Here is a 24,391-nt window from a genome sequence, read left to right on the forward strand (position 1 = left end):
TCACTCCTGACACCACCTTGTCAGGGGGATGTGCTAGGGTGTCAGCAGAAATGCCGGAGACCCTGATGCGTCGTTCCACCCGACTGTTTGAAATCATTCAGATTTTACGCGCCGCCCCCGCGCCGGTGACGGCCGAGACGTTGGCAGACAAGCTGGAGGTGTCCGTCAGGACGGTCTATCGCGACATCGCCGCGCTTCAGGCACAACGCACGCCGATCGAGGGCGAGGCGGGGGTCGGATACCTGATGCGGCGTGGCTATGACCTGCCACCGCTGAACTTTGACGCCGAAGAGGTCGAGGCGCTGTGGGTTGGCCTGTCGATGCTGGCGCGGACGGGTGACAGCACGTTGCAGCAGGCCGCCGACCGGGTGTGTCGCAAGATCGAGGCCTTGCGCGCGCCCGCCGATTGGTTGCAGGTCGCGCCGTGGGGTGCACCGCTGGATGATCCAGCCAAGGGCTGCGTGCCGGTCGTGAATTACCGTGAAGCGATCCGGTCCGAGCGCAAAATTCGTATCACCTATGTCAATTCCCAAGGCGAGCGGACTGAACGTACTGTACGGCCCGTCGCCCTGATCTATCACATCGAATGCACTATGCTGGCGGCGTGGTGCGAGCTGCGCAATGGTTTTCGCCATTTCCGCACAGACCGCATCTGGGCTTGTGAGCTGACCGAGGATCACTTCTGTGGGCAGGGTGAGCCGCTGCGTGCGATCTGGCAGGAACAGAACCGCTGGGACGCGCCTGCACAGGCCCACTGAACGGCACGTAACTGCCAATTCACCCGATTGTTGCTTGAGCCCGGGCCCAAGCGGCGCGATATAATGGGGCAAAGAACGTGGCACCGACCAAAACGGGTGCCAGAGCAGAAGGTTGAACCTATGACGATTTCCAAGTTTGTTGTTGCCGCCGGGCTGAGCTCGGCTTTGGTTTTGGGGGCCTGTACGGACCCCGGTACGCTGAACTTGCCCTCTGATCCTAATCAGAACGCCAAGCAAGGTGCGATTCTGGGCGGTTTGATCGGGGCCGGGGTTGGCGCGATTGCCAACGACTCCGATCCGCTTCTGGGTGCGTTGGCCGGTGGGGCCATCGGGGCCGCCGGTGGCGGTGTCATCGGCAATCAACTGGACCGGCAGGCCGCCGAACTGCGGCAGCAACTGGCCAATGACGGTATCACCATCACCAATGCAGGTGACCGCCTGATCGTCACCGTGCCCAATGACATCACCTTTGCCACCGACAGCTCGACGGTGAACCCGGCGCTGCGGGCCGATCTGGTGCGCGTGGGGCAGAACCTTGTGCGCTATCCCAACTCGAACGTACAGGTCATCGGCCATACCGACAGCGATGGTGAGGCGTCGTACAATCAGGGCCTCTCGGAACGGCGCGCCCGTTCGGTGGCGGATATCCTGCAGGCCAACGGCGTAAACAGCGGCCGGATCACCACGATCGGTCTGGGCGAAAGCCGCCCCGCCGCCTCGAACCTGACGCCCGAGGGCAAGGCCCGCAACCGCCGCGTCGATATCGAGATCATCCCCAGCGGGCGCACCTGATCTGACCGGGCACCCTGCGGCGCGCACAGTGACTGCGCGTCACCGGGGCTTTGGTCCGGTGCGATCTTTGGCTAACTATTGGGGAAACACGGCAACGGAGTTTCCCCATGTCCGATCCCATCCTTCTTGGCCTCTCCGGTTCGCTGCGGCAGGGCGCGACCAACCGCAAACTCTTGCGCGAAGCGGCGCGTCTGTTCGAGCCGGGCACGTTTATCGAGGCCGATCTGAACCTGCCGCTTTATGATGGTGATCTGGAAACCGGCGAGGGCATTCCCGAGGCCGTACAGGTGCTGGCGGATCAGATCGCGCAGGCGGATGCGGTGATCATCTCGACCCCGGAATACAACAAGGGGCCGTCGGGCGTTCTGAAGAACGCGCTGGACTGGGTCAGCCGAACCAAAGGCAAGCCGTGGATGGACAAACCGTTGGCGGTGATGTCCGCCGCTGCAGGTCGCGCCGGGGGAGAACGCGCGCAGATGATCCTGCGCTCCTTCATGGTGCCGTTCCAGCCGCGCATCCTGCAGGGGCCCGAAATTCATCTGGCCGACAGTTCCAACGAGTTTGACGCCGAGGGACGTCTGACCAATGACCGCTATGAACACACTCTGCACGCCCTGATGCAAAAGCTGCGGGCCGAGGCGGGGGTTTGACCCACGAGGGTGCGATAGGGGCCGAGGTGGTCGGAGACCCGATGGATTCCGCCCGCGCCCAAGCGTTGCAGCTGGCGCTTGGACGCGCGCCCTCGGTTGAGGCGGGCGCAGCCCTGCCGCCGTTTTTTCATCACCTCTATTTCTGGTCACCCCTGCCGCCCTCTGATCTGGGGCGGGATGGGCACCCGAAGGTTGGCCTTGGGCTGATCCCGGATATGGGTTTGCCGCGGCGGATGTGGGCCGGGGGGCGATTGCAATTTCATCAACCCCTGATCGCGGGCCTAGAGGCTGAACGACGGTCCGTCCGGGAAAGCGCGGCGCAGAAGACCGGGCGCAGCGGTCCACTGGGCTTTGTCACGCTGCGCCACGAGGTCTGGCAGCAGGGCCAGCTGTGCCTGACCGAATGGCAGGATTTGGTCTATCGCGAGGACCCGTCGCCCGACGCCCGGCCCCCGCAACCCTCGCAGGCCCGCACGGATGAGACCGACCACCGCGGGGTCAGCTTTAATACCACCCTGCTGTTTCGCTATTCCGCGCTGACCTTCAACGGACACCGCATCCACTATGATCTGGATTATGCGCGCGAGGTTGAGGGCTATGCCGGGCTGGTCGTGCATGGCCCTTTGCTGGCGCAGTTTCTGATGCTTTATGCCACCGATCTGATGGGGCCACTGACCGCGTTTTCCTTCCGCGCCACGGCCCCGCTGATGCATTTCGAAACCGCGACCCTCTGCCGGAACGGGCAGACCCTGTGGGTGCGCGGACCGGGCGGGCGCGAATGTATGCGGGCTGAGGCGCTAACCTAGGCGCTTCTGCATCGTGATCGAGGTGGTGCGGTCGTACCCGGGATGGGCCACCTCACCGGTTTTGACAAACCCCATATGGGCAAAGGCAGCGTGATTTTCGACAAGCTCGACGCGGGTTTGCAGTTCCAGCACCGAGAGCCCAAGCGTCCGTGCGCGGGTTTCGGCAAGCGCCACAAGCTGCCGGGCCAGACCCTTCCCCCGTTGGCTTTGGTCGACCGCCAGCTTGCTCAGATACAAACGCCCGGGCTTTGGCGTCAGGAACACCACGGCATCGGGGGGCGTACCGAGGACCCAGACCTCACCCTCTCGCGCCTGATCGCGCAGGGTGTCCTCGGTCAGCCGGTGCATGGATGAGGGCGGATCAATGCGACCTTCCATATAAGCAAAGCTTTCGCGGATCAGGGCCAGAACTTGGGGCAGTTTCGGGCTGTCCGGGGACAGGCGCTGCGGCGGGACTTCGAAGGTCACAACGATGCCTCGGGCCGAAAATCGTCGGGGATCGTGTCTTTGCCATCCAGCATCAGATCGGCCATCACCTCGGCCACTTTCGGGGCCATGCCGAAGCCGATCTTGAAGCCACCGTTGGCGATGAATTGGCCATCGTGCAAAGGATGCGCACCCAGCATCGGGGCGCGGCTTTTGCTGCGGGGTCGCACACCGGCCCATCGTTCGATCACCTCGGCCCCGTGCAGCAGCGGCAGCGCGCGCGTGGCGCGGTCCAGCACATCGTCCAGCGCTGCATCGGTGCTGGTGGGGTCATCATAATCCCGCTCGGACGTTGATCCGATGGCCAGGGTGCCGTCCGAGTGTGGCACGATGTGGACGGCATCCGCGAACAGCTGCGGCACCTCTCCGGCATCAAACCGCAGCAAGGCGGCCTGTCCCTTGACGCCATTGCCAACGGTCTTGCCGAAGGCGCGGCTGAGCTCTTCCAGACCGGCGAGGCCCGTGGCGTGAATGACCTGACCCTTGTCGGGGGCCTCTGTTGTCACCTCGACCCCCATCACCCCCAGCGCCGCGACCAAAGCCGCACAGGCGCGACGGGGGTGCATTCGTGCGCTCAGCGTGTCGTGGATGACAAAGCCAGTGGGGCTGGGCGGGCACCAAGCGCCGACGTCGTCCACTGGGCGCACGGTCCAACGGGCGCGACCCTGCCAGAGCGTCTCGGCCGTGGTCGCCCGCGTATGGGCGAGATCAACGCTGCGCTGGTCGCCAATGGGCTGCAATCTACCCAGCCGCGCATAGCCGGGGGAAACGCCGCCCGTTGCCTCGACCTGTTGCCAGAACGGTTCGGCCATGATCAGGCTGTCGAACTGAAAGGCCTTCTTGGCGTTCCAGTTCTCGGGCACATGCGGCGCAAGCGCCCCCACCAGCCCGCCGCTGGAGCCCGCGCCGGGCCCGAAGGGGTCGACCACCTGAACCTTGGCCCCGCGTCGGGCGCAGGTCCATGCGATGGACAGGCCAAAGATGCCTGCGCCGCGCACCGTCACATCGACCATTGCCAATCCCCTTTTCCTTGTTCAGTGTCGCGCCGCCTAGCTACAGGATAACCCGATGGCAGACCAGCGTGCCGAACTGACGTGGACCGAGGATCAGATTCCTGTCTCGGATCGTTTCGACGATCCCTATTACTCGTTGCAGAACGGGTTGGAAGAGACGCGCCATGTGTTCCTTGCAGGCAATGACCTGCCTGCGCGCTTTGCACCCGGATTTCACATCGCCGAGCTGGGTTTTGGCACCGGCCTGAACATGCTGACCGTCTGGTCCGCGTGGGAGGGCGCAGGGCAGACCTCGCCGCTGCGGTTCGCCAGTTTCGAGGCCTTCCCGATGGCCCCAGACGATATGGCCCGCGCGCTGGCGGCATTTCCGGAACTGTCGCCATGGGTGGATCGCTTTCTGGCGGTCTGGACGGGCCAGAGCTGCACGTTGGATACGTTGCATCTTGAGGTCATCGTCGGGGATGCCCGTCAGACCCTGCCCGATTGGGATCACAAGGCGGACGCATGGTTTCTGGATGGCTTCTCACCCGCCAAGAACCCCGAACTATGGGGTGCGGACCTGATGCAGCAGGTGGCTGACCACACGGCGCCGGGCGGCACGGCGGCAACCTACACCGCCGCCGGGTTCGTGCGCCGGGGCTTGGCCGACGCCGGGTTCGAAGTTACCCGCAGCCCCGGCTTTGGCCGCAAGCGGCACATGACGCGGGCTGTCAAACTATGAGCCAGCAGAACAACGTGAATGCGGGTATTGCGCTGATGATCGGCGCGACGATTGTGTTTGCGTTGCAGGATGGCATCTCGCGCCATCTGGCGGGGACCTACAACACTTACATGGTGGTGATGATCCGGTACTGGTTCTTTGCCGCCTTCGTGATTGCCTTGGCCGCCAGATCACCCGGAGGTCTGAGGGCCGCGGCGCAGACCAGCCAGCTTCGGCTACAGATTTTCCGAGGCTTGCTGCTGGCCGGGGAAATCTGCGTCGCCGTCTACAGTTTCACGATCCTCGGGCTGATCGAAAGTCAGGCTGTGTTTATCTGCTATCCGCTGCTGATCGCCGCGCTCAGCGGCCCGGTACTGGGCGAGAAAGTTGGCTGGCGGCGCTGGGCCGCGATTGGAGTGGGCTGTGTCGGTGTTCTGATCATCCTCCAACCCGGTGCCGGGGTGTTCAATCCCTGGGCAGTGATCCCGCTGATCTCGGCGCTGATGTTCGCCGTCTACGGCCTGCTGACCCGTTACGCAGCGCGGCGCGACAGCACCGCCACCAGCTTTTTCTGGACCGGCGTGGCAGGGGCCGTCGCGATGACCGCTGTTGGCATATGGTTCTGGGAACCGATGGCTCGCAGCGACTGGCTATGGATGGGGCTGCTGTGCATTTCAGGTGCGCTGGGGCATTGGCTGCTGATCAAATGTTATGAAATGGCCGAGGCCAGCGCCGTACAGCCTTTCGCCTATTTCCACCTGATGTGGAGCGCTGTTCTGGGCATCACCATCTTCGATGAAACCCTGCGCCCCGCAGTCGTGCTGGGCGCAGGTCTGGTGATCGCGGCGGGCCTGTTCACCCTATGGCGCGAAAGACGCAAGGGTTGAGCCGGTCAGTTCCTGCGAAAACGGCACCGGCAGAGGCGGTTGGCCCAGCCGCGCACGATAGACCGGGAGGCTCTCGGCGACGCGCATGACATAGTTGCGGGTTTCCTTGAAGGGGATGGTCTCGATCCAGTCGATCACATCAACCTCACCCCGGCGCGGGTCGCCATACCGCTCCATCCACGAAATCGGGCGGCGGGGTCCGGCGTTGTAGCCAGCCGCCATCATCACGACGTTGCCGTTGAAATCCTCGGCAAGGCTGGACAGGTAATTCGCCCCCAGCTTGGCGTTATACCGCCAGTCCGAGGTCAGCCGCCCGGTCTTGTGCCCGCTGAGAATGCCAAGATCCTTGGCCACCAGCTGCGCCGTCGCGGGCATCACCTGCATTAGCCCCCGTGCGCCCGCGCCGCTGATCACCACCGGATCGAATTCGCTTTCGCGCCGGGCAATGGCCAAGGTCATCTCTTTTGCCATAGGCAGGCCGATATCGGCGACCGGATGCACCGGGTAATAGGCGGCGGGCAGGACAACCCCTGTTGTCGCCGCGCGTTTGGCAATCATGACGGCCAGATGCGGCTCGTTCAGTTCCAGCACTAAATCGCCCAACTGATTGGCCTGCGTCTGGTCGAGACTTTCGACCAAATGGGTCAAGAAGCGCTCCGACAGATTGCCCTCACCCGCCTGCAACAGCAGCAACCCGGCCTCAAGCACGCTGGAGTCCGCGAACGCGGCCTGTTTCCAGTGCGCCGCGCGACGCGGGTTGGCCAATTCGGGGTCAAACGGACGGCCAATGCGCTCGGCTGCCAACAAACCATAGAACGAGGTCTGATGATCCGCCCCAACCGCATAGGCCTCATATGCTTTATCTGCATCTCCCTGCGCCGCATAAGCGCGGCCCAGCCAATAGCCGCCGCGCCCTTTGGAAATCGGGGATTGCACCGCGCCCGAGAAGTTCTGGAAATGGCGTACTGCCGTCGCCGGATCGTCCAGCCTGCGCAGGGCGAGGAAACCCGCCAACCATTCCAGATCAGCATAGCCATAGCCCATATCCGGCGTCATGTGATGATTGGCGGCAATCGCATAGGCGCGTTCGGCGCTGCCGGTGCGCATCTCAAGCCGCGCCAGCCTGCGCCGCCCCTCGGCCCACTTGTCCGGCTCACCCAGCGCATCGGGACCGGTTGACCGGGCCAGCATCAGATCGATGGCGCTGTCGTCCAGCTCTTTCCGGTCGCGCCAGACGAATCGATCAAAGGCCAGCCCCGGCGCATCAGCCAGTGTTTTCGGCACCGCCGCCACCTTGCCATCCACGCCGTTTTCCCGCTTTTGCAGCGCGATCCGGGCCTCGGCCAGCTTGCGCTGATCGGCGCTGATCAGGGGTAACATCTGGCCGGCGCTGACCAGATGGCCATCCCACAACATCCGGTCCATCCGCGCTGCGTGATGCGGCTTCAGCAGCTTGTCGAAGTTCTCCAGATAATCCTTCTGCAGCCCCGATCCCATCGGCATGGTCCGCCACGCGGTCACGATATCGGCCTCGGCCTCGCCATGGCGCCCCTTGCTCATCAGCGCGACGGCATAGTTCAGCGACCCTTCGGCGGTTTGTGGCGGCATCCCGGCATAGAATTTCAGCACCCGGTCCGCATCGGCATTGGTAAAGGACGGCTCGCTCTTGCGGCGCAGCCAGGCCAGGCCGGGCCAATCGGGGCGACGTTCAAGGAAAACCAGCACATCCCCCGAACTGCCGAAGCCCTCGCGCAACCAGTGCCAGACGATGATGTCCCGAGACACCGACCCGCGCGCGCCCGAGGTGTTCAGGGCAGCATTCCAATCCCCCTTGCGCATCTCATAGAGGCCAGCACGCAGGTCGCCCGCCGCGTCGGCCCGCACCTGCCCGACCGAGCCCAAAATCACCACCACCAAAAGCGCCAGTACGCGTGTCATGCCTTGCATTTCCCAACCAACCGAGGATAGAGCCATTCAGGATAAACCTTGCGCCGCCGGGATCAACTCGGATCGCCATGATTGTGATGGCCCGTGACGCAAAAACTGCTAACTGCACCTTAAGGAGCGTGTTATGTTCAAAGGCTCGATGCCAGCCCTGGTCACCCCGTTCAGCAACGGCGCGTTGGACCTGGAGACGCTCAAACACCTGGTCGAGTGGCAGATCAGCGAAGGCTCGACCGGTCTCGTGCCCGTCGGCACGACCGGCGAAAGCCCGACGCTGACCCATGATGAGCACGAAACGGTCGTTGCCGAAGTTGTGAAGGCTGCCGCAGGCCGCGTCCCGGTGATCGCGGGGGCCGGGTCCAACAACACGGTCGAGGCCGTCCGGTTCGTCCAGTTTGCCGCAAAAACCGGCGCTGATGCGGCATTGGTCGTGACGCCCTACTACAACAAGCCGACGCAAAAGGGCCTGCTGGCCCATTACCGTGCCCTGCATGATTGCGCCGATATCCCGATCATCATCTATAATATTCCGGGTCGGTCGGTCATCGACATGACACCCGAAACCATGGGTGAACTGGCCAAGCTCCCGCGCATCGCCGGCGTCAAGGATGCGACCGGCGATCTGGCCCGCGTCAGTCAGCAACGCGCCAGTTGCGGACCCGATTTCTGCCAACTGTCGGGCGAGGATGCCACCGCGCTGGGCTTCAACGCCCATGGCGGCGTCGGCTGCATCTCGGTAACGGCCAACGTGGCCCCCAAACTCTGCGCCGAATTCCAGCAGGCAACGCTTGCGGGCGACTACGCCAAAGCACTGACCTACCAAGACCGCCTGATGCCCTTGCACGAGGCGATCTTCATCGAACCCGGCCTAGTCGGTGCCAAATATGCTCTTAGCAAACTCGGCCTCTGCAGCACCGAAGTCCGCTCTCCCCTGACCGAGCTGGAAGACAGCACCAAAGCATCTATTGATGCCGCAATGACCCATGCTGGTCTGATCTGACGACCCCTGGAAACTGGGATCCAAACTTCATCTGGCTACAAATATCCCCGGGGGAGGAATTGGCCTGCAAGGCCAAGGAGGGGGCTGGCCCCCTCCCTCACCGTTTCCCGTAATACAGCCCGACAACATGTTCGGCCTGTGCGAAAAACAGCCAGCGCGAGATCACAACACCGGTCAAATGCGACAGCACGGCCAAAAGCGCGAACAGATGTTTGATCACGACCCCTCCGACCGGGATTAGGATCAGCAACAGCGGCAATACAAAGGCCAGCCCAAACGAGATCACACGCAGTTTTTGCGCGTGTCTGCGACCCACCACATGGACGAATTCCCGCAGCAGATAGTTTGTTCCGGTATGAGGCGGCTCAAACGCGCGTACCGTGCCGCGTGCACCTAATCCCGTGGCGGTGCCCAGCGTGGTACCCGACCGCGCCAACGCGCCGTCTCCCTTGGCCCAATAGGCCAGTTGCAAGGCCCCTGCGATGACCAGCAGCCAAGGGGCCAGCGCCTCGGCCCCGGCCAAAAGTGCGCCACCCGCGAGGCTGAAAGACAGGAACATCGCGGGTGTCAGGTTCATGTTCCAGCGCGGAATCGTCTTGAGCTGCGTATAGATCATTGATGTGGTGAAGACGGTGGCGAGGCTGAGCAGCGCCCCGATCCACCCCAACAGCGTCCAGTGGCTGTGCAAAAACACCGCCCCCAGCGCATAGAGTCCCATGACCATGAGCGCCGCCACCGCGCAGACCCCTTCGCGGCTGAGCCAGCTGGATTTCCATTGGCTGAACGCCTTCCAGGCGCGTTCGGGATGCCCCAGATGGAAGGTCGAGGCCAACAGCCCGCCAACCGCCAGCGCGTAAGCGATCAGGTAGAAAACAAAGGCGACGAAACCCGTCACGGCGGGTTGTCCGAGACCCAGGAAGAACAGCAGGCCGAAGCCCAGACCGGAAAAAGTGGTGAAGATGATGACGGAAGGGGCCGGATGCATCAGAGTTTCTCCAGTGCCTTGTCGAGCCAGCCGAGAAAGTCCTTGGGGTCTTCGGCCACGGGGGCCAGCAGCGGGGCCAGAATGTCGATCTGCGCGTCCACTTCATCTTTTGCCCGTGGCGGGAGGTATTTGTTTACGGGTTTGGTGCCCATCTCGGGCATCAGGTCCATCCCGTCGCGCTCGGCCACCAGTTTGCTGACATCGCTGTCAGGGTCGCCCAGATCACCGAAATGTCGCGCACCGGCCGGGCAGGTCCGGACGCAGGAGGGGACCCGGTCCACTTCGGGCAGGTTTTCGTTGTAGATGCGGTCGACACAGAGGGTGCATTTCTTCATCACCCCTTCGGCCATATCCATCTCACGCGCACCATAAGGGCAGGACCAGGCGCAGAGGCCGCAACCGATGCAGTCGCCTTCGTTGACCAGCACGATGCCGTCTTCAACTCGTTTGTAGCTGGCTCCGGTGGGGCAGACGGTGACGCAGGGTGCATCCTCGCAATGCAGGCAGGATTTGGGGAAGTGGATCAGTTGGGCGGTGCCGTCGGTGGGCTGTACCTCATAGGAATGAACGCGGTTCAGGAAGGTGCCGGAGGGGTCGGCTCCGTACGCGTCCTGATCCGAGAGCGGCGCGCCGTAGTTTTCCGTGTTCCAGCCTTTGCACGAGATTACGCAGGCATGGCAGCCGACGCAGGTGTCGAGGTCGATGACCAGACCCATTTTGCGCTCGGTGGATTGGGGGAGCTGGGTCATGTCAATGTGCCTTCGCGTGCTTGGAGAGGGCAGGGGCGAGGGGCCAGCCCCTCGCGCTCCCCGGGATATTTATGGTCAGATGAAGGGTGGATCCGGCTCATTTGCCGACCTTCCATGCCAGGTCTTTCGGGCCGGTCCCGACGGGGGATTCGATCGGGGCGAATTCTGGCTGGCTTTGGGCGTCCGTCGGGGGGGTGGTTTTTTCGATTTTGACCTTCAGGTCGAACCAAGCGGCCTGACCCGTTATCGGGTCCGAGTTCGCCCAACGCATACCGTCGCCTTTAGGCGGCAGCAGTTCGTGGATCAGGTGGTTCAGCAGGAAGCCTTTGGTGGCCTCGGGTGCGTCTTCCTGCAAGGCCCATGCCCCTTTGCGTTTGCCGATGGCGTTCCAGGTCCAGACGGTGTTTTCATTTAGGGCGGCCATTTCCATCACGGGGACGGTGATTTCGCCGTGTGGTGAAGTGACCTTGGCCCAGTCGCCGTCTTGCAGCCCGTGCGCGCGCATCAGTTTGGTGGGCACGTAGAGCGGGTTGCGCCCGTGCAGTTGCCTCAGCCATGCGTTCTGTGTGCCCCAGCTGTGATACATCGCCATGGGGCGCTGGGTCAGGGCGTTGACGGTGAAGCCCTCGTTGCCCTGCTGGTCGGTCTCGTACCAGATGGGCAGCGGGTCCATTGAGTCTTTGATACGCTGGCGCAGGTGGTCGGGGGGCTGGTGGTTTCCGTGGCCTTCGGCGGCCAGCTGGAATTTGCGCATCGGCTCGGAATAGAGTTGGAACAGGTAGGGTTGCGGACTGTCATAGAGGCCCATGCCCACGGCCCAGTCCTGATAGGCCGTGTTCCACGGTTTGTAGTAATCCGCGCCTTCGGGGATGTGCGCCACATAGAAGCCGCCGTTTTCGATGTAGCGGTTCAACTGATCGGGGTTGACCGCGCCGCGCCCTTCCTTGGTGCCATCTTCGCCCCGGAATCCGGCCAGAGGGCCGATGCCGGGTTTGCGTTCGTGGTTCACGATATAGTCGGCGTAGTCCTTCCACTTGGGCGTGCCGTCTTCGTTGGTGAAGCCCGGCAGGCTCATGCGGTTGGCAAGCTGGATCAGCACCGACTGGAACCCGCGCACGTCGCGGTCGGGTTCGACCACGGGCCAGCGGATCGCATCGGCGGCGGCGTCGGCCTCGCAGATCGGGCGGTCCAGCAGCGAGATGCAGTCGTGGCGTTCCAGATAGGTGGTGTCGGGCAGGATCAGGTCGGCATAGGCGACCATTTCCGAGGAATAGGCATCCGAGTAGATGATCCTTGGGATGACATACTTGCCGTCTTCGGTCTTGGCCGACAGCATCTCCATCACGCCTTTGGTGTTCATGGATGAGTTCCATGACATATTTGCCATATACAGGAACAGCGTGTCGATCTTGTACGGGTCCCCGGCGGCGGCGTTCGAGATCACCATATGCATAAGCCCGTGGGCCGACATCGGGTTTTCCCAGGTGAACGCCTTGTCGATGCGTTGGGCGGTGCCGTCTTCGTTCAGCAGCAGGTCCTCGGGGCCGCGGGGGAAGCCCAGATGCGGGCCTTCCAACGGGCGGCCCGGGCGGCGGTCTCCGTGCGGGGTGGGGTGCGCCTCGACAGGTTTGGGGTAGGGCGGTTTGAAGCGGAAGCCGCCGGGGACCTCGACTGTGCCCAGCAGGATTTGCAGGACGTGCAGGGCGCGGCAGGTCTGGAAGCCGTTGGCATGGGCCGAGATGCCGCGCATGGCGTGGAAGCTGACCGGGCGGCCCGTCATCTTGGAGTGTTTTTCGCCCCGGAAGTCGGTCCATTCCTGATCCAGTTCGATGGCCTCGTCAAAGGCCACACGGGCGATTTCGGCGGCGATGGCGCGGATTTTTTGGGCTGGGACGCCGCAGCGCTCGGCCACGTTTTCGGGGGCGTGATCGTCGGACAGGTATTTCTCGGCCATCAGGTGAAAGACCGGCCGGTGGGTGACGCCGTCTTTGTCGTAGGTGGCCGACAGGTCCGGGCGCACGCCGGGTTTGTCGAAGGCGGTCGGTTCGCCCGTCACGCGGTCGATCACCAGCGGTTTGCCGTCGGCATCGCGCAGGAACAGGCCCTTCTCCGGGCCGTCAGCGGCATTGACCAGAACCGGTGCGTTGGTGTAGCGGGCAAGGTAGTCGAGGTCGATCTTGCCCGCCTTCATCAGCACATGGATCAGCGACAGGATGAACAGCCCGTCGGTGCCCGGCGTGATCCCGACCCAATCATCAGCCACGGCGTTATAGCCCGAGCGGATGGGGTTCACCCCGATCACCCGCGCGCCGCGTGCCTTGATCTTGCCGATGCCCATTTTGATCGGGTTGCTGTCGTGGTCCTCGGCCACACCGAACAGCATGAACAGCTTGGTGTGGTCCCAATCGGGCTGGCCGAACTCCCAAAACGCACCGCCCATCGTGTAGATGCCGCCCGCTGCCATGTTGACCGAGCAGAACCCGCCATGGGCGGCATAGTTGGGCGTGCCGAAATTCTGGGCCCAGAAGCTGGTGAAGCTCTGGCTCTGATCCCGCCCGGTGAAGAAGGCCAACTTGTGCGGTGCGGTCTCGTGCAATTCGTTCAGCCAGCCGACGGCGGTGCTGATCGCTTCATCCCATTCGATCTCGCGGAACTCTCCCGATCCGCGCGGCCCAACCCGGCGCAGCGGCTTGCGCAGGCGCGAAGGGGCGTTGACCTGCATGATCCCGGCGGAGCCTTTGGCGCAGAGGACACCCTTGTTCACGGGGTGATCGCGGTTTCCTTCGATATAGGCGACCTTGCCATCCTTCATATGCACGTTGATGCCGCACCGGCAGGCGCACATGTAGCATGTGGTGTGCCGGATCTCGTCCGAAACCTTGGGCGACAGGTCGATCCTGGGCTGCTGCGTCACGTCAAATCTCTCCCCTGTGGCCGGTCGCCTTCGGACCTGAACCTGCGGGCCATTGTGAGAACTTTAGTTCCGGGCTCAAGCGTTTCGTTACTGTTCAGATGGGTTTACGGCTTTTTCGAAACTAACATATGAGGGCCGGGCCGCCGGGGCCCGGCCACGTCGTGATGTTATTGCGGACGCATGTCTGCGGCGTCGATGCCGGCCACCTCGACGGGCTTTTTCATCGCATCGCGGCGGAAGGGTTCGCCCAGTTCCTGATTGATCATCGCTTCGATCAGGGTGGTGATGCCGTTCTTCTGATCCTCGACCGCCTGCGCCAGCGCCGCTGTCAACTCGTCCATCGTGCGGGCGACCACGCCTTTCAGGCCGCAGGCCTGCGCGATGCCAGCGTAAGAGACCTGCGTATCCAGTTCGGTGCCGACGAAGTTGTCGTCATACCACAGGGTCGAGTTCCGTTTCTCGGCACCCCACTGATAGTTGCGGAACACCACCTGCGTGATGGCGGGCCATTCCTCGCGGCCGATTGCGGTGAGTTCTGTCACCGCGATGCCGAACGCTCCGTCGCCCGAGAACCCGACAACCGGCGTATCCGGGCAGCCGATCTTGGCACCGATCACCGAAGGCAGGCCGTAACCGCAAGGGCCGAACAGGCCCGGGGCCAGATACTTGCGGCCCTCTTCGAAGGACGGATAGGCGTTACCGATGGCGCAGTTATTGCCGATATCAGACGAGATGATCGCCTCTTTCGGCAATGCGGCCTGAATGGCGCGCCATGCCTTGCGAGGGCTCAGCCAGTCGGGCTTGGCCGAGCGCGCGCGTTCGTTCCAGGTGGTGCCGGGGTCGTCCTGTTCGTGATCCATCGAGGACAGTTCCTGCGCCCAGGCCGATTTGGTAGTCGCGATCAGGTCCTTGCGGGCCTGACGGCCTTCGTCACCAGCGGTGCCTGAGAGCTTCTCGAGCAGGGTGTCGGCAACTTTTTTGGCATCGCCCACGATACCGACGGTAACCGGCTTGGTGAGGCCAATCCGCTCGGGTTTGACGTCAACCTGAATGATCTTCGCCTCGGTCGGCCAATAGTCGATGCCATAGCCGGGTAGGGTTGAGAACGGGTTCAGGCGCGTGCCCAAGGCCAGCACCACATCCGCCTGCGCGATCAGCTGCATCCCAGCCTTGGACCCGTTATAGCCCAAGGGGCCTGCGTGCAGCGGGTGCGAGCCGGGGAAGGCGTCATTGTGCTGATAGCCGCAGCAGACCGGCGCATCCAGACGCTCGGCCAGTGCAACCGTTGAGGGGATCGCACCCGACAGAACCACGCCCGCGCCGTTTAGGATCACCGGGAAATGGGCGTTCGACAGCAGCTCGGCAGCCTCATCCAGCGCGGCCTCGCCACCCGAGGGCAGTTCGAAATCGACGATGCGGGGCAGTTCGATATCCACCACCTGCGTGAAGTAATCGCGCGGCACGTTGATCTGCGCGGGCGCGCTGTAGCGCTTGGCGTTCTGGATCACGCGGCTGAGCACTTCGGCCATGCGCGAGGGGTCACGCACCTCTTCCTGATAGCAGACGCAATCGGCGAACATATTCATCTGCTCGATTTCCTGGAACCCGCCCTGACCCACGGTCTTGTTCGCGGCCTGCGGCGTCACCAGCAGCAGCGGCGTGTGGTTCCAATAGGCGGTCTTAACGGCAGTCACAAAGTTCGAGATGCCCGGGCCGTTCTGCGCGATCATCATCGACATCTTGCCGGTGGCGCGGGTGTAGCCATCCGCCATCATCCCGCCCGAGCCTTCATGCGCGCAGTCCCAGAAGGTGATGCCTGCCTTGGGGAAGATATCGGAAATCGGCATGAAGGCCGAGCCGATGATGCCGAACGCATGTTCGATCCCGTGCATTTGCAGCGTTTTCACGAAGGCTTCTTCGGTGGTCATTTTCATCTGCATGTTCTCCGATCAAGGATGGCTGGAACGGGGTCTGTCGCCCCTGTTTTCCGTTTGGTTTTGACCCAAGGGTGCCCATGGCGATAGGGCCAGAACCGAAGGCGGGATAGGTCCAGTGGCATCACGCTTGCCCAATGGCCTCGGCGATCTGCGCGATTCCCGGCCCGATTCTGTCGGGCGCAATCGAGGAATAGCCGAGGCGGTAGTAGTTCTGGGGCCTGTTGGGGCCGGAAAAGAAGGGCTCTCCGGGTTCGATATGCACGCTTTTGCCCTGCAGCTTATGCGCCAGCCGTGTGGTATTCACATGCGTCGGGGCCTGCATCCAGATTGAGGACCCTCCCAGCATTCCCCGCCCCGCGACCGTCAGGCCGGACTGCCGGATCGCCTCATCAATGGCCTCGCGCCTGTGCTGCAGGGCCTTGGACATGCGCCTGATCTGCGCATCATAATGCCCCAGCGACAGGAAATACGCCGCCGTGCGCTGCACATGACCGGGCGGGTGGCGCAGAACCAGCGACCGCAGGGCCCGCGCCTCGCGAATGAAGCTTTCGGACCCGACCATGTAGCCCAGCCGCAGCCCCGGAAACAGCGATTTCGAGAAGCTGCCGACGTAGATCACCCGCCCGTCCGTATCCAGCGACCGCAGCGCGGGCGAGGGGGCACCCAGAAAGGACATCTCGAACTCATAATCATCCTCGACGATCATCGCGTTCAACTCGCGGGCGCGGTGCAGCAGCGCGCGGCGGCGATCGATCGGCATGGTGGCTGTGGTGGGACACTGATGGCTGGGGGTGGTGAAGATCACATCGGTGTCGTCGGGGATCGCATCGGGCGGCAGGCCGTCGCGGTCAACCTTCAGGGGGGCGAGTTTGCACTCGGAGTGGACCAGCAGATCGCGCAGGGCATAGTAACAGGGGTCCTCGATGGCCGCTTTGCGATCCCGGTTGAGCAGCACTCGTGAGGCCAGCCACAGGGCATTTTGCGCCCCCAGCGTGATGAGTATCTCTTGGGGTCGTGCGGTGATCCCGCGCCGGGGCAGGGTGTGGCGCGCGATGAACTCGATCAACAGGGGGTCGTCGCGGTCCACATAGTCTCCGGTCAGTGTATCAAAATCCTTATGGCCCAAAGCGCGCACCGCGCAGAGGCGCCAGTTGGCATGGTCGAACAGATCCCGGTCGGCCTGACCGTAGATAAAGGGGTAGCGGAACTCTCGCCAGTTGCTGGGCTTTTGCAGAAAATCCCCGCCCGAGAACTTCCGTGCCAGCGCGATGTCCCAATCCACGGCATCGGTATCGTGCCGCGTTGGCGTGTAGGTTGGAGGCACGGGAGCATTCTCGGAAACATAGTAGCCCGAGCGGCCCCTGGCGGTGAGATAGTCGCTTGCCAGCAGCTCGGTATAGGCCAGCGTGACGGTGATCCGGCTGACCCCCAGATGTGCCGCCAGTTTGCGGGATGAGGGCAGTTTCTCGCCCATATGAAAACGGCCCGACAGGATGCCCTCGGCGATCATCTGCTGGATCTGCGCCTGCAGCGTGCCCTGCCCGTTGCGTTCCAGAAAGAAGGTGTCGACCGAGATGCCCATGGATTGCTTATAGATTGGACCTAAGGCGGGGGCAATCTGGACTTATTTGCGCGCGATTGACATGCAGCCCTGAAAGAACTAAATAACCAGAAATCTAGTTTAATGGAGATGGCAAATGTGGGAATCAGCCGCTGCCGGGTTTTCGGCCATGGGGTCCGAGGCCCGGCTGAAAGTCCTCAAGACGCTGGTCCGCGCCGGTCAAACCGGGCTGACGGTTGGAGAAATACAAAACCGCACGGGCATCGCCCCTTCGACGCTGGCGCATCACCTGCGGTTTCTGGCCGCTGGTGGTGTGGTCGAGCAGGAAAAGGTTGGGCGCAGCACCATCAATCGGGCGTGTTTCGACGAACTTAGGAACCTCGCGCAGTTCATCCTCAGCGAATGCTGCGCAGACGAAGTGGGAAAGGCCGCGAACGATGGCTGAACTGACACAAAGTCCCAAACCGTTGGGGCGCAACATGGTTAACCTGATCAAGACACCTTGGGCGCTGATCGTCGCCCTGTTGATCGCGGTCGCGCTGCTGGATCCGGGCAACTGGGTCGAGGTCGTAACATTTGCGGGCAAAGCGTTGGCACATACAGGGCAATACATCCTGTTTGCGGTGCTGCTGCTGTCTTACCTCAAGGCCACCGGGGCCGAGGTTATGGTGGCCCGCGCGTTCGAGGGGCGTGAGACGCGGATGATCTTTCTCGCCGCGCTGTTTGGCGGGCTGGCCCCGTTCTGTTCCTGCGAGGTGATCCCGTTCATCGCCGGGCTTCTGGCGCTGGGCGCGCCCTTGTCGGCCGTCATGGCCTTCTGGCTGAGCTCACCTCTGATCGACCCGCCGACTCTGTTGATCACCGCAGGCGCATTGGGCTGGCCCTTTGCCATCGGCAAGGCGGTCGCGGCGGTCGCGCTGGGCCTGTTCGGAGGCTTCGCGGTCCGCGCCCTGATGCGCGGCGGCGCGTTCGCCCAGCCCTTGCGTGAATACAAGCCCGCTGGCTGCCGCGGCTGCGGTCCAAAGAAAGACGACAAACCGGTCTGGAAATTCTGGCAGGAGCCCGAACGCCGGGTCCGCTTCCGGTCCGAATTCGCTCATAACGGCCTGTTTCTGCTGAAATGGCTGGCGCTGGCTTATGTGCTCGAGGCGCTGTTGGTCAGCTATGTCCCTGCCGATCTGATCGCCCGCGTTGTCGGCGGTGAAGGTGTGCTGCCCATTGTCACCGCCGCGCTGGTCGGGATGCCCGCCTACCTGAACTCTTACGTCGCGCCGCCGCTGCTGGCGGGGTTGATGGAACAGGGGATGACCGCGGGTGCCGCCATGGCCTTCATGGTGGCCGGGGCCGTCAGTTCGATCCCGGCGATGGCGGCGGTCTGGTCGCTGGTCAAACCGCGCGTCTTTGCCACCTATCTGGGCCTCGGCATCAGCGGAGCCATCATTGCGGGCATTCTGTTTCAGATGATCTGAAGGAAAAACCGCCCGGTGGATACACCGGGCGGTTTTGCTCGTCAGCTTGCTTCGCAATAGCGAGGCAGTTTGAACCGGTATCGCGGCTCACCGCTTTCGACATAGACGCGTTTTTCGATGCAGGCGCTGGTACCGACGGTTTGCGCGACGGGGGCGTCCGTTGATGTCACCGAGGCGGCCGACCCGTCCGGCAGACGGACCGAGGCAATCACCCCATTCTTCAGATCACCGTTGATCGGCGTGGCGGACAGCACGGGTACGGTTATGAACGAATGGTGCTCGTGCTCGCCATCGTCGCCAAGAAACACAAGCCCCGAGATGATCAGGACCATCACCAGAGCGCCGGCAATCGCCAGACCTTTGGTCTTGAGAAACACATAGATCGACACGGCGCGGTGCGGGCCAAAAAGCGCGGACAGAACATTCAGCATGGCATTCCACAATCGAAAAGGCCCCGGCTGGGTTCAGTCGGGGCCAAGATCAGGTCAGGGGCGCAGATCGTCTTCTTCGTCTTCGTCGCTGCCGCCCTTGGGCAGGTTGAAGAAGCTGTCAGCGTCGACGATCGGTTCATCCTCGTCCTTGTCGTCGCCGTCATCAGACAGCGAGAATGTTTCCAGCCCCTCGATCGCGGTCGGAATCTTGGGCGCGGCATCCATATCCAGCGATTGTTCGGTCGAAACCAGCTTGCGGCGCTCATCATCGCTCATGACGCCGCCTTCGGCGGCTTTCTTCGCAGCGGCCTTCTGGACGATGGCATCCAGCTCGGACTGTTTGCACAGGCCCAGGGCAACCGGGTCGATCGGCTGCATGTTCGAGATGTTCCAGTGCGTGCGCTCGCGGATCGACTGGATCGTGGGCTTGGTGGTGCCCACCAGCTTGGCGATCTGACCGTCGCTCAGTTCGGGGTGGAACTTAACCAGCCACAGAATCGAGTTCGGACGGTCTTGCCGCTTGGACAGCGGTGTATAACGCGGGCCGCGGCGCTTTTCCTCGCCCGAGGCTGCCGGGTTGAATTTCAACTTCAGCTTATGCAGCGGGTTGCCCTGCGCCGCGTCGATCTCTTCCTGCGTCAGCTGGTTGTTGGCAATCGGGTCGAACCCTTTGACGCCCGCGGCCACGTCGCCGTCTGCGATGCCCTGCACCTCCAGCTCGTGCATCCCTACGAAATCCGCGATCTGCTTGAAGCTGATCGTGGTGTTGTCCACCAGCCATACGGCGGTTGCCTTGGCCATCAGGGGTTTTGCCATCAGCCCATCTCCTTTGAATACATCTGTCCCGTCGCCGGAATTCGGCGGCCCCGAGGTTGTGGGGCAGGTTTCCGTTGTCGGGGAACTTGGGGCCTATATAGTCGCGTCACCGAAAGAAGGGAAGAGGCGAATGCGCTGGGTGATATTGTGGGTGCTGAGCGCTGTGGCTGCGATGGCCGAGGGCGAGAAGGCGGGCGTGTTTGACTATTACGTTCTGTCGCTCAGCTGGTCGCCCAACTGGTGCGCCCGCGAAGGCGACGCGCGCGGATCCGACCAGTGTGATGCGCGGCATGACCACGGTTGGATTCTGCACGGGCTGTGGCCGCAATTCCATCAGGGCTGGCCGTCCTATTGCCGCACGCCCGAAGCCCCACCGTCGCGCGCGATGACGCGGGAAATGGAAGATATTCAGGGCAGTTCAGGGCTGGCATGGCATCAGTGGAAGAAACACGGAACCTGCTCGGGTCTTTCTGCGCCGGACTACTTCGCCCTGTCGCGGCAAGCCTATGGCGGGGTCACGCGCCCCGAGGTGTTTCGCAAGCTGGAGGCCTCGGTCAAACTGCCCGCCGCCGTGGTGGAGGAGGCTTTTTTGCAAGCCAACCCGGCCCTTGAGCCGGACATGATCACAGTGACCTGCAAGCAGGGCTACATCGAGGAAATCCGCCTGTGCCTGTCCCGCGACCTTGATCCGGTGCCCTGCGGTCGGGACGTGATCCGGGATTGTAGGGCGACGGACGCTCGGTTCGATCCGATTCGTTAGAACGGTCCGGCCTGACCCACCTCGATTACCTGTTGGCCGATGATCATGTCAAAACGGATCACCTGTTCTGCTCTATCGCTAATGGCGATGAGGTCCGGGGCGAGGCACCTATCCTGTTGCCGCCGATGGATCAGCTGCTTTCCGGGGGCTTATAGGCCACATAGCTCTTGGGGAAGCCAAGCTTCCATTCTGTCCAGATCTTACCGTTCGGGAACAGATTGCTGATCTCGGACCGCATCAGGACCGTTGTGCCAACCACCATCTCGGTCCAGGCCGGCAATTTCTTCTGCCAGCCCGAGATAAGCTTGTTTTTAATCCATTTCGGGTAAAACCACCAAAACGGCATGTTGCAATGTGCTTCGATCGGGAACCAGATCGAAGGGGTCTGCACCCAGTAGCTGGGTGCAAGCCTTTTGACCTCGGATGCCATGCGCCGGCGGTTTTCGCTATCGCCGACGTGTTCGATCACGCTGTTCGAGAAGGCGATATCAAACGACATATCTTTGGCGAAATCGACATCACAGGCGTCACCCGGCAGCAAGGTGACCTTGTGCTTCGAGCTTTCCGGCTCGGGCGACATCGAATCCGGCAGGTTGATGATGGTGAGATCCAGAGGCAAAGGGAAATCCGCCCAGAACTCGGCGGTGCCCCCAAGGTCGATAATCCGCTCACCGCCCTTGATATTCATACGCTCTATGAAAATCCGGCGCCGACGCCGACGCGCGGCGGCAGAAAAAGGTTCCTTAAGCTTCATCAAACTATGAAAAATGAAATATTTCATGGATGGTCCTGAATTATGAATGTCGGGCGGTTAAGAATCCACTTTTGATAGGCTTCTACAGAGCAAAAGAACGGCTGGAAGCAAAGCCATTGTGGATCAGGGTGGTTCGATTTGGAACCTATTTCGATGCAATCGCCGCCTGACACAGTCTTCGTTTACGAATTCGCAACACTCAGTCTGAGCGACCGCAGACCCCGGGTGGGCCGTTGTTGTGGTGCGTGAACGCTTTGCCCGGCTTCCTGCACGAGGAGTCTGGCTGAGTGGTGTCTCGATCTATTCGCTGATGTGATCCGGGGCGCAGGTGTCGATTGGCGTGTGGCGTTGCACGTCTCGTCACAGTTTTTTGTTCTGGCAGTCGCGCGCATAGTCCAGCGCTTTGGCTGTGCCTTTCAGGTCAATTGCCATGACGATCTGGCCTTCCGGGTTATAGACGGTCATGGACTTGTTCTGGGCAATCGCGTTAACGAAATTGCGGTCGGTGAAAAACACGGTCGCGCCCGGGACGCGATCCTGTTTGAACCCGATGGCTGTGGCATCGAAGCTCTTGCCGTCCAGTTCGAACCGGATCGGATAGCTCTGCCCCGGTTCGATGTCGCCCCAAGCCTTGTTGTAGACGGTGAAATACCCTCGATTGTCCAGCGCGTCATAACCTAAGCGCACCACCGAGAGGTCCTGATACACCGTCTGGATCAGACACCCGTTGCCAAGCGCGGGGTCCATCATGATGTTCCAGCCCTCGACAAAGCCCTTGTCGATGAGGTCCTGGGCCAGAACGGAGGTAGCGGTAAGGGCGGCGACGGTGAGGGCGAGGAGGCGAGGCATCAGATCATTCCAAATAGTGAGTGATATGAACCTTTAGTAACTCCAAACCATTCGCGCCCAAAGAAAATTCGGGGGGCGGCATGGTCTCGGGTGCCTGGATTCATTGCTTTACCAGTTGATTAATTAACTTAATGGTTTATTATAGATCTATGACTGAAGAGGAAAAACTGGACTTCGTTTTCGCCGCACTTGCTCACCCGGCGCGCCGCGCGATGCTGGCGCGTTTGGCGCAGGGTGAAGCGACAGTCAAAGAACTGGCTCAGCCATTTGATGTCAGCATGCCGGCAATCTCCAAGCATCTTCGCGTTTTGGAAGAAGCCGGGTTGATCGAGCGTTCACGAAACGCGCAATTCCGACCCTGCCGATTAAAGCCAGAACCTCTGGAATCGATTGCAAACTGGACCAACCAATATCGCCATATTTGGGAGGTTCGGTTTGATGCCATGGGAAGGCTACTTAGCGAAATAAAGGATTTGGAAGATGAATGACGCAGAAAACTGGGTGCGTATTGAACATGAGTTCCAGGCTCCGGCAAGACAGGTTTGGCGGATGTGGACCGATCCGGCGTTTTTTCAGAAATGGTATGGGCCTATCGGGTTTTCAGTTCCGACAGCAGAGATCGACTTGCGGGTTGGCGGTGTGCGAAAGATTTGCATGGAAATGAAAACGCCGGACAAAACCATGAGGATGTGGTTCACCGGCGTGTATAAAGAAATCTCTGAGCCGTCCCGGTTGGTCTACACCGAGAGCATGTGTGACGCGGATGGAAACATACTTTCGCCAAAAAATATGGGGATGCCTGAAGGGAGCCCGGACATAACCGAGGTGATCGTTGACTTGGTCGAAAAGGATGGCAGGACTTTGATGACCATGGTTCACAGGGGCGTCCCTGCCGGAAGCGCTGGTGAAGGCGGATGGAAGCAGGCATTCGAAAAACTCGACGCCGTTCTCGTGGAAGTATGACATCGCAGCCCAGCCTAAGCGGACTAGATTTCCTTCCGCGCCCGCAAAGCCGCCGTAATCGTCCCGTCATCCAGATAGTCCAGCTCTCCGCCAATAGGCACGCCCTGCGCCAGTGAGGTCAGACGCACCTGGCCCTCTAACTGGTCGGCGATGTAATGGGCGGTGGTCTGGCCGTCGACGGTGGCGTTTAGGGCGAGGATGATTTCGGTGATCCCCTCGGCCGTGACCCGGTCCTTGAGGCGGGGAATGCGCAGTTCGTCCGGGCCGATGCCGTCCAGCGCCGAGAGCGTGCCGCCCAGAACGTGGTAGCGGCCTTTGAAGACACCCGCGCGTTCCATCGCCCAAAGATCGGCGACGTCTTCGACCACGCACAGCTCTCCGGTCGCGCGGGCCTCGGCGTCGCAGATGCCACAGATATCGGTGGTGCCCACATTGCCGCAGTTCAGACACTCACGCGCGGTGACGGCGACCTGCTGCATGGCGTCCGACAGGGGCGTTAGCAGCAGCGCACGTTTGCGGATCAGGTGCAGCACCGCGCGGCGGGCCGAGCGGGGGCCGAGGCCGGGCAGCTTGGCCATCAGGTCGATCAGGTTGTCGATGTCGCTGTTCGAACTCACGGCCTGTCCTGCTTAGCGCTCAAAAATACCTCCGGCGGGAGGAGGTGAGAAAAGATAAAGATCAGAACGGCAGCTTGATGTCGGCTGGCAGGCCCATGCTCTCGGTCAGCTTTGCCATCTCTTCCTGCGAGCGTTCGGCGGCCTTGGTCTGCGCATCCTTGATGGCGGCCAGGATCAGGTCCTCGACCACTTCCTTGTCGTCGCCGTTGAAGATTGACGGATCGATATCGAGACCTTTGAGCTCGCCCTTGGCAGTGGCGGTGGCTTTGACCAGGCCTGCGCCGGATTCGCCGACGACCATCAGGTTGTTCAACTCGTCCTGCATCTCGGTCATTTTCGTCTGCAAATCCTGCGCGGATTTCATCATCTTGGCCATGTCGCCCAGACCGCCTAGTCCTTTGAGCATCGGAATTCTCCTGTAAGTCAGTTTGAAGCCTAAATACGGGCGGCATCTCTGCGACACAAGGGTCGAGGACGCTCCCGCCCGTCGTCAAGGTCTTTAGCAAGACCTTTCCTTTGGTTGGGCCCGGCAGCGCGGGCCTTGCCCGCG

Annotated in this window: 26 protein-coding genes; 12 read left to right on the forward strand and 14 right to left on the reverse strand. The window is 61.9% G+C overall.

The window, feature by feature from the left end:
* Positions 1–65 precede the first annotated feature (65 nt).
* The 4 genes from ACR1XV_RS09515 (at position 66) to ACR1XV_RS09530 (ending at position 3,006) form a co-directional block, all read left to right on the forward strand.
* Positions 66–758 (forward strand): helix-turn-helix transcriptional regulator, encoded by a 693-nt coding sequence (locus tag ACR1XV_RS09515; protein WP_480530622.1) that lies wholly within the window; start codon positions 66–68, stop codon positions 756–758.
* 120 nt (positions 759–878) lie between these two features.
* Positions 879–1,550: a YiaD family glycine zipper/OmpA-like lipoprotein gene (locus tag ACR1XV_RS09520; RefSeq protein WP_480530624.1), complete on the forward strand. Its 672-nt coding sequence runs from the start codon at positions 879–881 to the stop codon at positions 1,548–1,550.
* Positions 1,551–1,657: 107 nt separating this feature from the next.
* On the forward strand, positions 1,658–2,200 hold the full coding sequence (locus ACR1XV_RS09525) for an NADPH-dependent FMN reductase (protein ID WP_480530626.1): 543 nt from the start codon (positions 1,658–1,660) through the stop codon (positions 2,198–2,200).
* A 41-nt stretch (positions 2,201–2,241) separates the two neighbouring features.
* Complete coding sequence (locus ACR1XV_RS09530) at positions 2,242–3,006, forward strand: HTD2 family dehydratase (RefSeq protein ID WP_480530690.1); 765 nt, start codon at positions 2,242–2,244, stop codon at positions 3,004–3,006.
* Here the strand turns inward: ACR1XV_RS09530 and ACR1XV_RS09535 are convergent.
* Complete coding sequence (locus ACR1XV_RS09535) at positions 2,998–3,384, reverse strand: GNAT family N-acetyltransferase (protein WP_480530692.1); 387 nt, start codon at positions 3,382–3,384, stop codon at positions 2,998–3,000. The two genes, ACR1XV_RS09530 and ACR1XV_RS09535, sit on opposite strands and share 9 nt — an antisense overlap.
* A gap of 86 nt (positions 3,385–3,470) precedes the next feature.
* Positions 3,471–4,505, reverse strand: coding sequence for an NAD(P)/FAD-dependent oxidoreductase (locus tag ACR1XV_RS09540; RefSeq protein WP_480530628.1), 1,035 nt, complete (start codon positions 4,503–4,505; stop codon positions 3,471–3,473).
* A 55-nt stretch (positions 4,506–4,560) separates the two neighbouring features.
* On the opposite strand from ACR1XV_RS09540, the gene mnmC2 reads away from it, so the two are divergent.
* Both mnmC2 and ACR1XV_RS09550 read left to right on the forward strand, forming a co-directional pair.
* Positions 4,561–5,226, forward strand: a complete 666-nt coding sequence (gene mnmC2 / locus ACR1XV_RS09545; RefSeq protein WP_480530630.1) for a tRNA (5-methylaminomethyl-2-thiouridine)(34)-methyltransferase MnmC2 — start codon at positions 4,561–4,563, stop codon at positions 5,224–5,226.
* Complete coding sequence (locus tag ACR1XV_RS09550; RefSeq protein ID WP_480530632.1) at positions 5,223–6,092, forward strand: DMT family transporter; 870 nt, start codon at positions 5,223–5,225, stop codon at positions 6,090–6,092. Before mnmC2 ends, ACR1XV_RS09550 begins: the two co-directional genes overlap by 4 nt.
* Here the strand turns inward: ACR1XV_RS09550 and ACR1XV_RS09555 are convergent.
* Entirely contained in the window at positions 6,066–8,030 is a 1,965-nt protein-coding gene (locus ACR1XV_RS09555) for a lytic transglycosylase domain-containing protein (protein ID WP_480530634.1), read from the reverse strand. The genes ACR1XV_RS09550 and ACR1XV_RS09555 overlap by 27 nt on opposite strands.
* 133 nt (positions 8,031–8,163) lie before the next feature.
* Here ACR1XV_RS09555 and dapA point away from each other — a divergent pair, with 133 nt between their 5' ends.
* On the forward strand, positions 8,164–9,036 hold the full coding sequence (gene dapA / locus ACR1XV_RS09560; protein ID WP_480530636.1) for a 4-hydroxy-tetrahydrodipicolinate synthase: 873 nt from the start codon (positions 8,164–8,166) through the stop codon (positions 9,034–9,036).
* 97 nt (positions 9,037–9,133) lie between these two features.
* Here dapA and ACR1XV_RS09565 read toward each other — a convergent pair whose 3' ends face one another.
* The 5 genes from ACR1XV_RS09565 to pdxR form a co-directional block, all read right to left on the reverse strand.
* Positions 9,134–10,021 carry a dimethyl sulfoxide reductase anchor subunit family protein gene (locus ACR1XV_RS09565; RefSeq protein ID WP_480530638.1) on the reverse strand — a complete coding sequence of 296 codons (888 nt, stop codon included), beginning with the start codon at positions 10,019–10,021 and terminating at the stop codon, positions 9,134–9,136.
* A complete protein-coding gene (locus ACR1XV_RS09570; RefSeq protein ID WP_480530640.1) occupies positions 10,021–10,770 on the reverse strand; it encodes a 4Fe-4S dicluster domain-containing protein in 750 nt (249 codons plus the stop codon). Before ACR1XV_RS09570 ends, ACR1XV_RS09565 begins: the two co-directional genes overlap by 1 nt.
* A 97-nt stretch (positions 10,771–10,867) precedes the next feature.
* Complete coding sequence (locus tag ACR1XV_RS09575) at positions 10,868–13,684, reverse strand: molybdopterin oxidoreductase family protein (RefSeq protein WP_480530642.1); 2,817 nt, start codon at positions 13,682–13,684, stop codon at positions 10,868–10,870.
* 167 nt (positions 13,685–13,851) lie between these two features.
* Positions 13,852–15,618: a sulfoacetaldehyde acetyltransferase gene (gene xsc, locus ACR1XV_RS09580; protein ID WP_480530644.1), complete on the reverse strand. Its 1,767-nt coding sequence runs from the start codon at positions 15,616–15,618 to the stop codon at positions 13,852–13,854.
* A gap of 124 nt (positions 15,619–15,742) precedes the next feature.
* Positions 15,743–17,203: a MocR-like pyridoxine biosynthesis transcription factor PdxR gene (gene pdxR / locus ACR1XV_RS09585; RefSeq protein WP_480530646.1), complete on the reverse strand. Its 1,461-nt coding sequence runs from the start codon at positions 17,201–17,203 to the stop codon at positions 15,743–15,745.
* 115 nt (positions 17,204–17,318) lie between these two features.
* Between pdxR and ACR1XV_RS09590 the strand changes: the two genes are divergently transcribed.
* Together ACR1XV_RS09590 and ACR1XV_RS09595 are read left to right on the forward strand one after the other, a co-directional pair.
* Positions 17,319–17,627 (forward strand): ArsR/SmtB family transcription factor, encoded by a 309-nt coding sequence (locus tag ACR1XV_RS09590; protein WP_480530648.1) that lies wholly within the window; start codon positions 17,319–17,321, stop codon positions 17,625–17,627.
* On the forward strand, positions 17,620–18,651 hold the full coding sequence (locus tag ACR1XV_RS09595; RefSeq protein WP_480530650.1) for a permease: 1,032 nt from the start codon (positions 17,620–17,622) through the stop codon (positions 18,649–18,651). Before ACR1XV_RS09590 ends, ACR1XV_RS09595 begins: the two co-directional genes overlap by 8 nt.
* A gap of 41 nt (positions 18,652–18,692) precedes the next feature.
* Here ACR1XV_RS09595 and ACR1XV_RS09600 read toward each other — a convergent pair whose 3' ends face one another.
* A complete protein-coding gene (locus ACR1XV_RS09600; RefSeq protein WP_480530652.1) occupies positions 18,693–19,082 on the reverse strand; it encodes a hypothetical protein in 390 nt (129 codons plus the stop codon).
* A gap of 54 nt (positions 19,083–19,136) precedes the next feature.
* The gene (locus ACR1XV_RS09605) at positions 19,137–19,898 is read right to left on the reverse strand and encodes a DUF1013 domain-containing protein (protein ID WP_480530654.1); all 762 of its coding nucleotides are present in this window, start codon (positions 19,896–19,898) and stop codon (positions 19,137–19,139) included.
* A gap of 130 nt (positions 19,899–20,028) precedes the next feature.
* Between ACR1XV_RS09605 and ACR1XV_RS09610 the strand changes: the two genes are divergently transcribed.
* Positions 20,029–20,658: a ribonuclease T2 family protein gene (locus ACR1XV_RS09610; RefSeq protein ID WP_480530656.1), complete on the forward strand. Its 630-nt coding sequence runs from the start codon at positions 20,029–20,031 to the stop codon at positions 20,656–20,658.
* A gap of 130 nt (positions 20,659–20,788) precedes the next feature.
* Here the strand turns inward: ACR1XV_RS09610 and ACR1XV_RS09615 are convergent, their stop codons facing one another.
* Both ACR1XV_RS09615 and ACR1XV_RS09620 read right to left on the reverse strand, forming a co-directional pair.
* The gene (locus ACR1XV_RS09615; RefSeq protein WP_480530658.1) at positions 20,789–21,346 is read right to left on the reverse strand and encodes a class I SAM-dependent methyltransferase; all 558 of its coding nucleotides are present in this window, start codon (positions 21,344–21,346) and stop codon (positions 20,789–20,791) included.
* Positions 21,347–21,772: 426 nt separating this feature from the next.
* On the reverse strand, positions 21,773–22,261 hold the full coding sequence (locus ACR1XV_RS09620) for a hypothetical protein (RefSeq protein WP_480530660.1): 489 nt from the start codon (positions 22,259–22,261) through the stop codon (positions 21,773–21,775).
* A gap of 149 nt (positions 22,262–22,410) precedes the next feature.
* On the opposite strand from ACR1XV_RS09620, the gene ACR1XV_RS09625 reads away from it, so the two are divergent.
* Positions 22,411–22,749, forward strand: coding sequence for an ArsR/SmtB family transcription factor (locus ACR1XV_RS09625; protein WP_480530662.1), 339 nt, complete (start codon positions 22,411–22,413; stop codon positions 22,747–22,749).
* Positions 22,742–23,224 carry an SRPBCC family protein gene (locus tag ACR1XV_RS09630; RefSeq protein ID WP_480530664.1) on the forward strand — a complete coding sequence of 161 codons (483 nt, stop codon included), beginning with the start codon at positions 22,742–22,744 and terminating at the stop codon, positions 23,222–23,224. The genes ACR1XV_RS09625 and ACR1XV_RS09630 overlap by 8 nt, the downstream gene beginning before the upstream one ends.
* A gap of 23 nt (positions 23,225–23,247) precedes the next feature.
* Here the strand turns inward: ACR1XV_RS09630 and recR are convergent, their stop codons facing one another.
* Both recR and ACR1XV_RS09640 read right to left on the reverse strand, forming a co-directional pair.
* Positions 23,248–23,841, reverse strand: a complete 594-nt coding sequence (gene recR, locus ACR1XV_RS09635; protein ID WP_480530666.1) for a recombination mediator RecR — start codon at positions 23,839–23,841, stop codon at positions 23,248–23,250.
* 61 nt (positions 23,842–23,902) lie between these two features.
* Positions 23,903–24,247, reverse strand: coding sequence for a YbaB/EbfC family nucleoid-associated protein (locus ACR1XV_RS09640; protein WP_480530668.1), 345 nt, complete (start codon positions 24,245–24,247; stop codon positions 23,903–23,905).
* Between the last annotated feature and the right edge of the window lie 144 nt (positions 24,248–24,391).

The sequence above is a fragment of the Ruegeria sp. AD2(2025) genome (assembly GCF_056542385.1).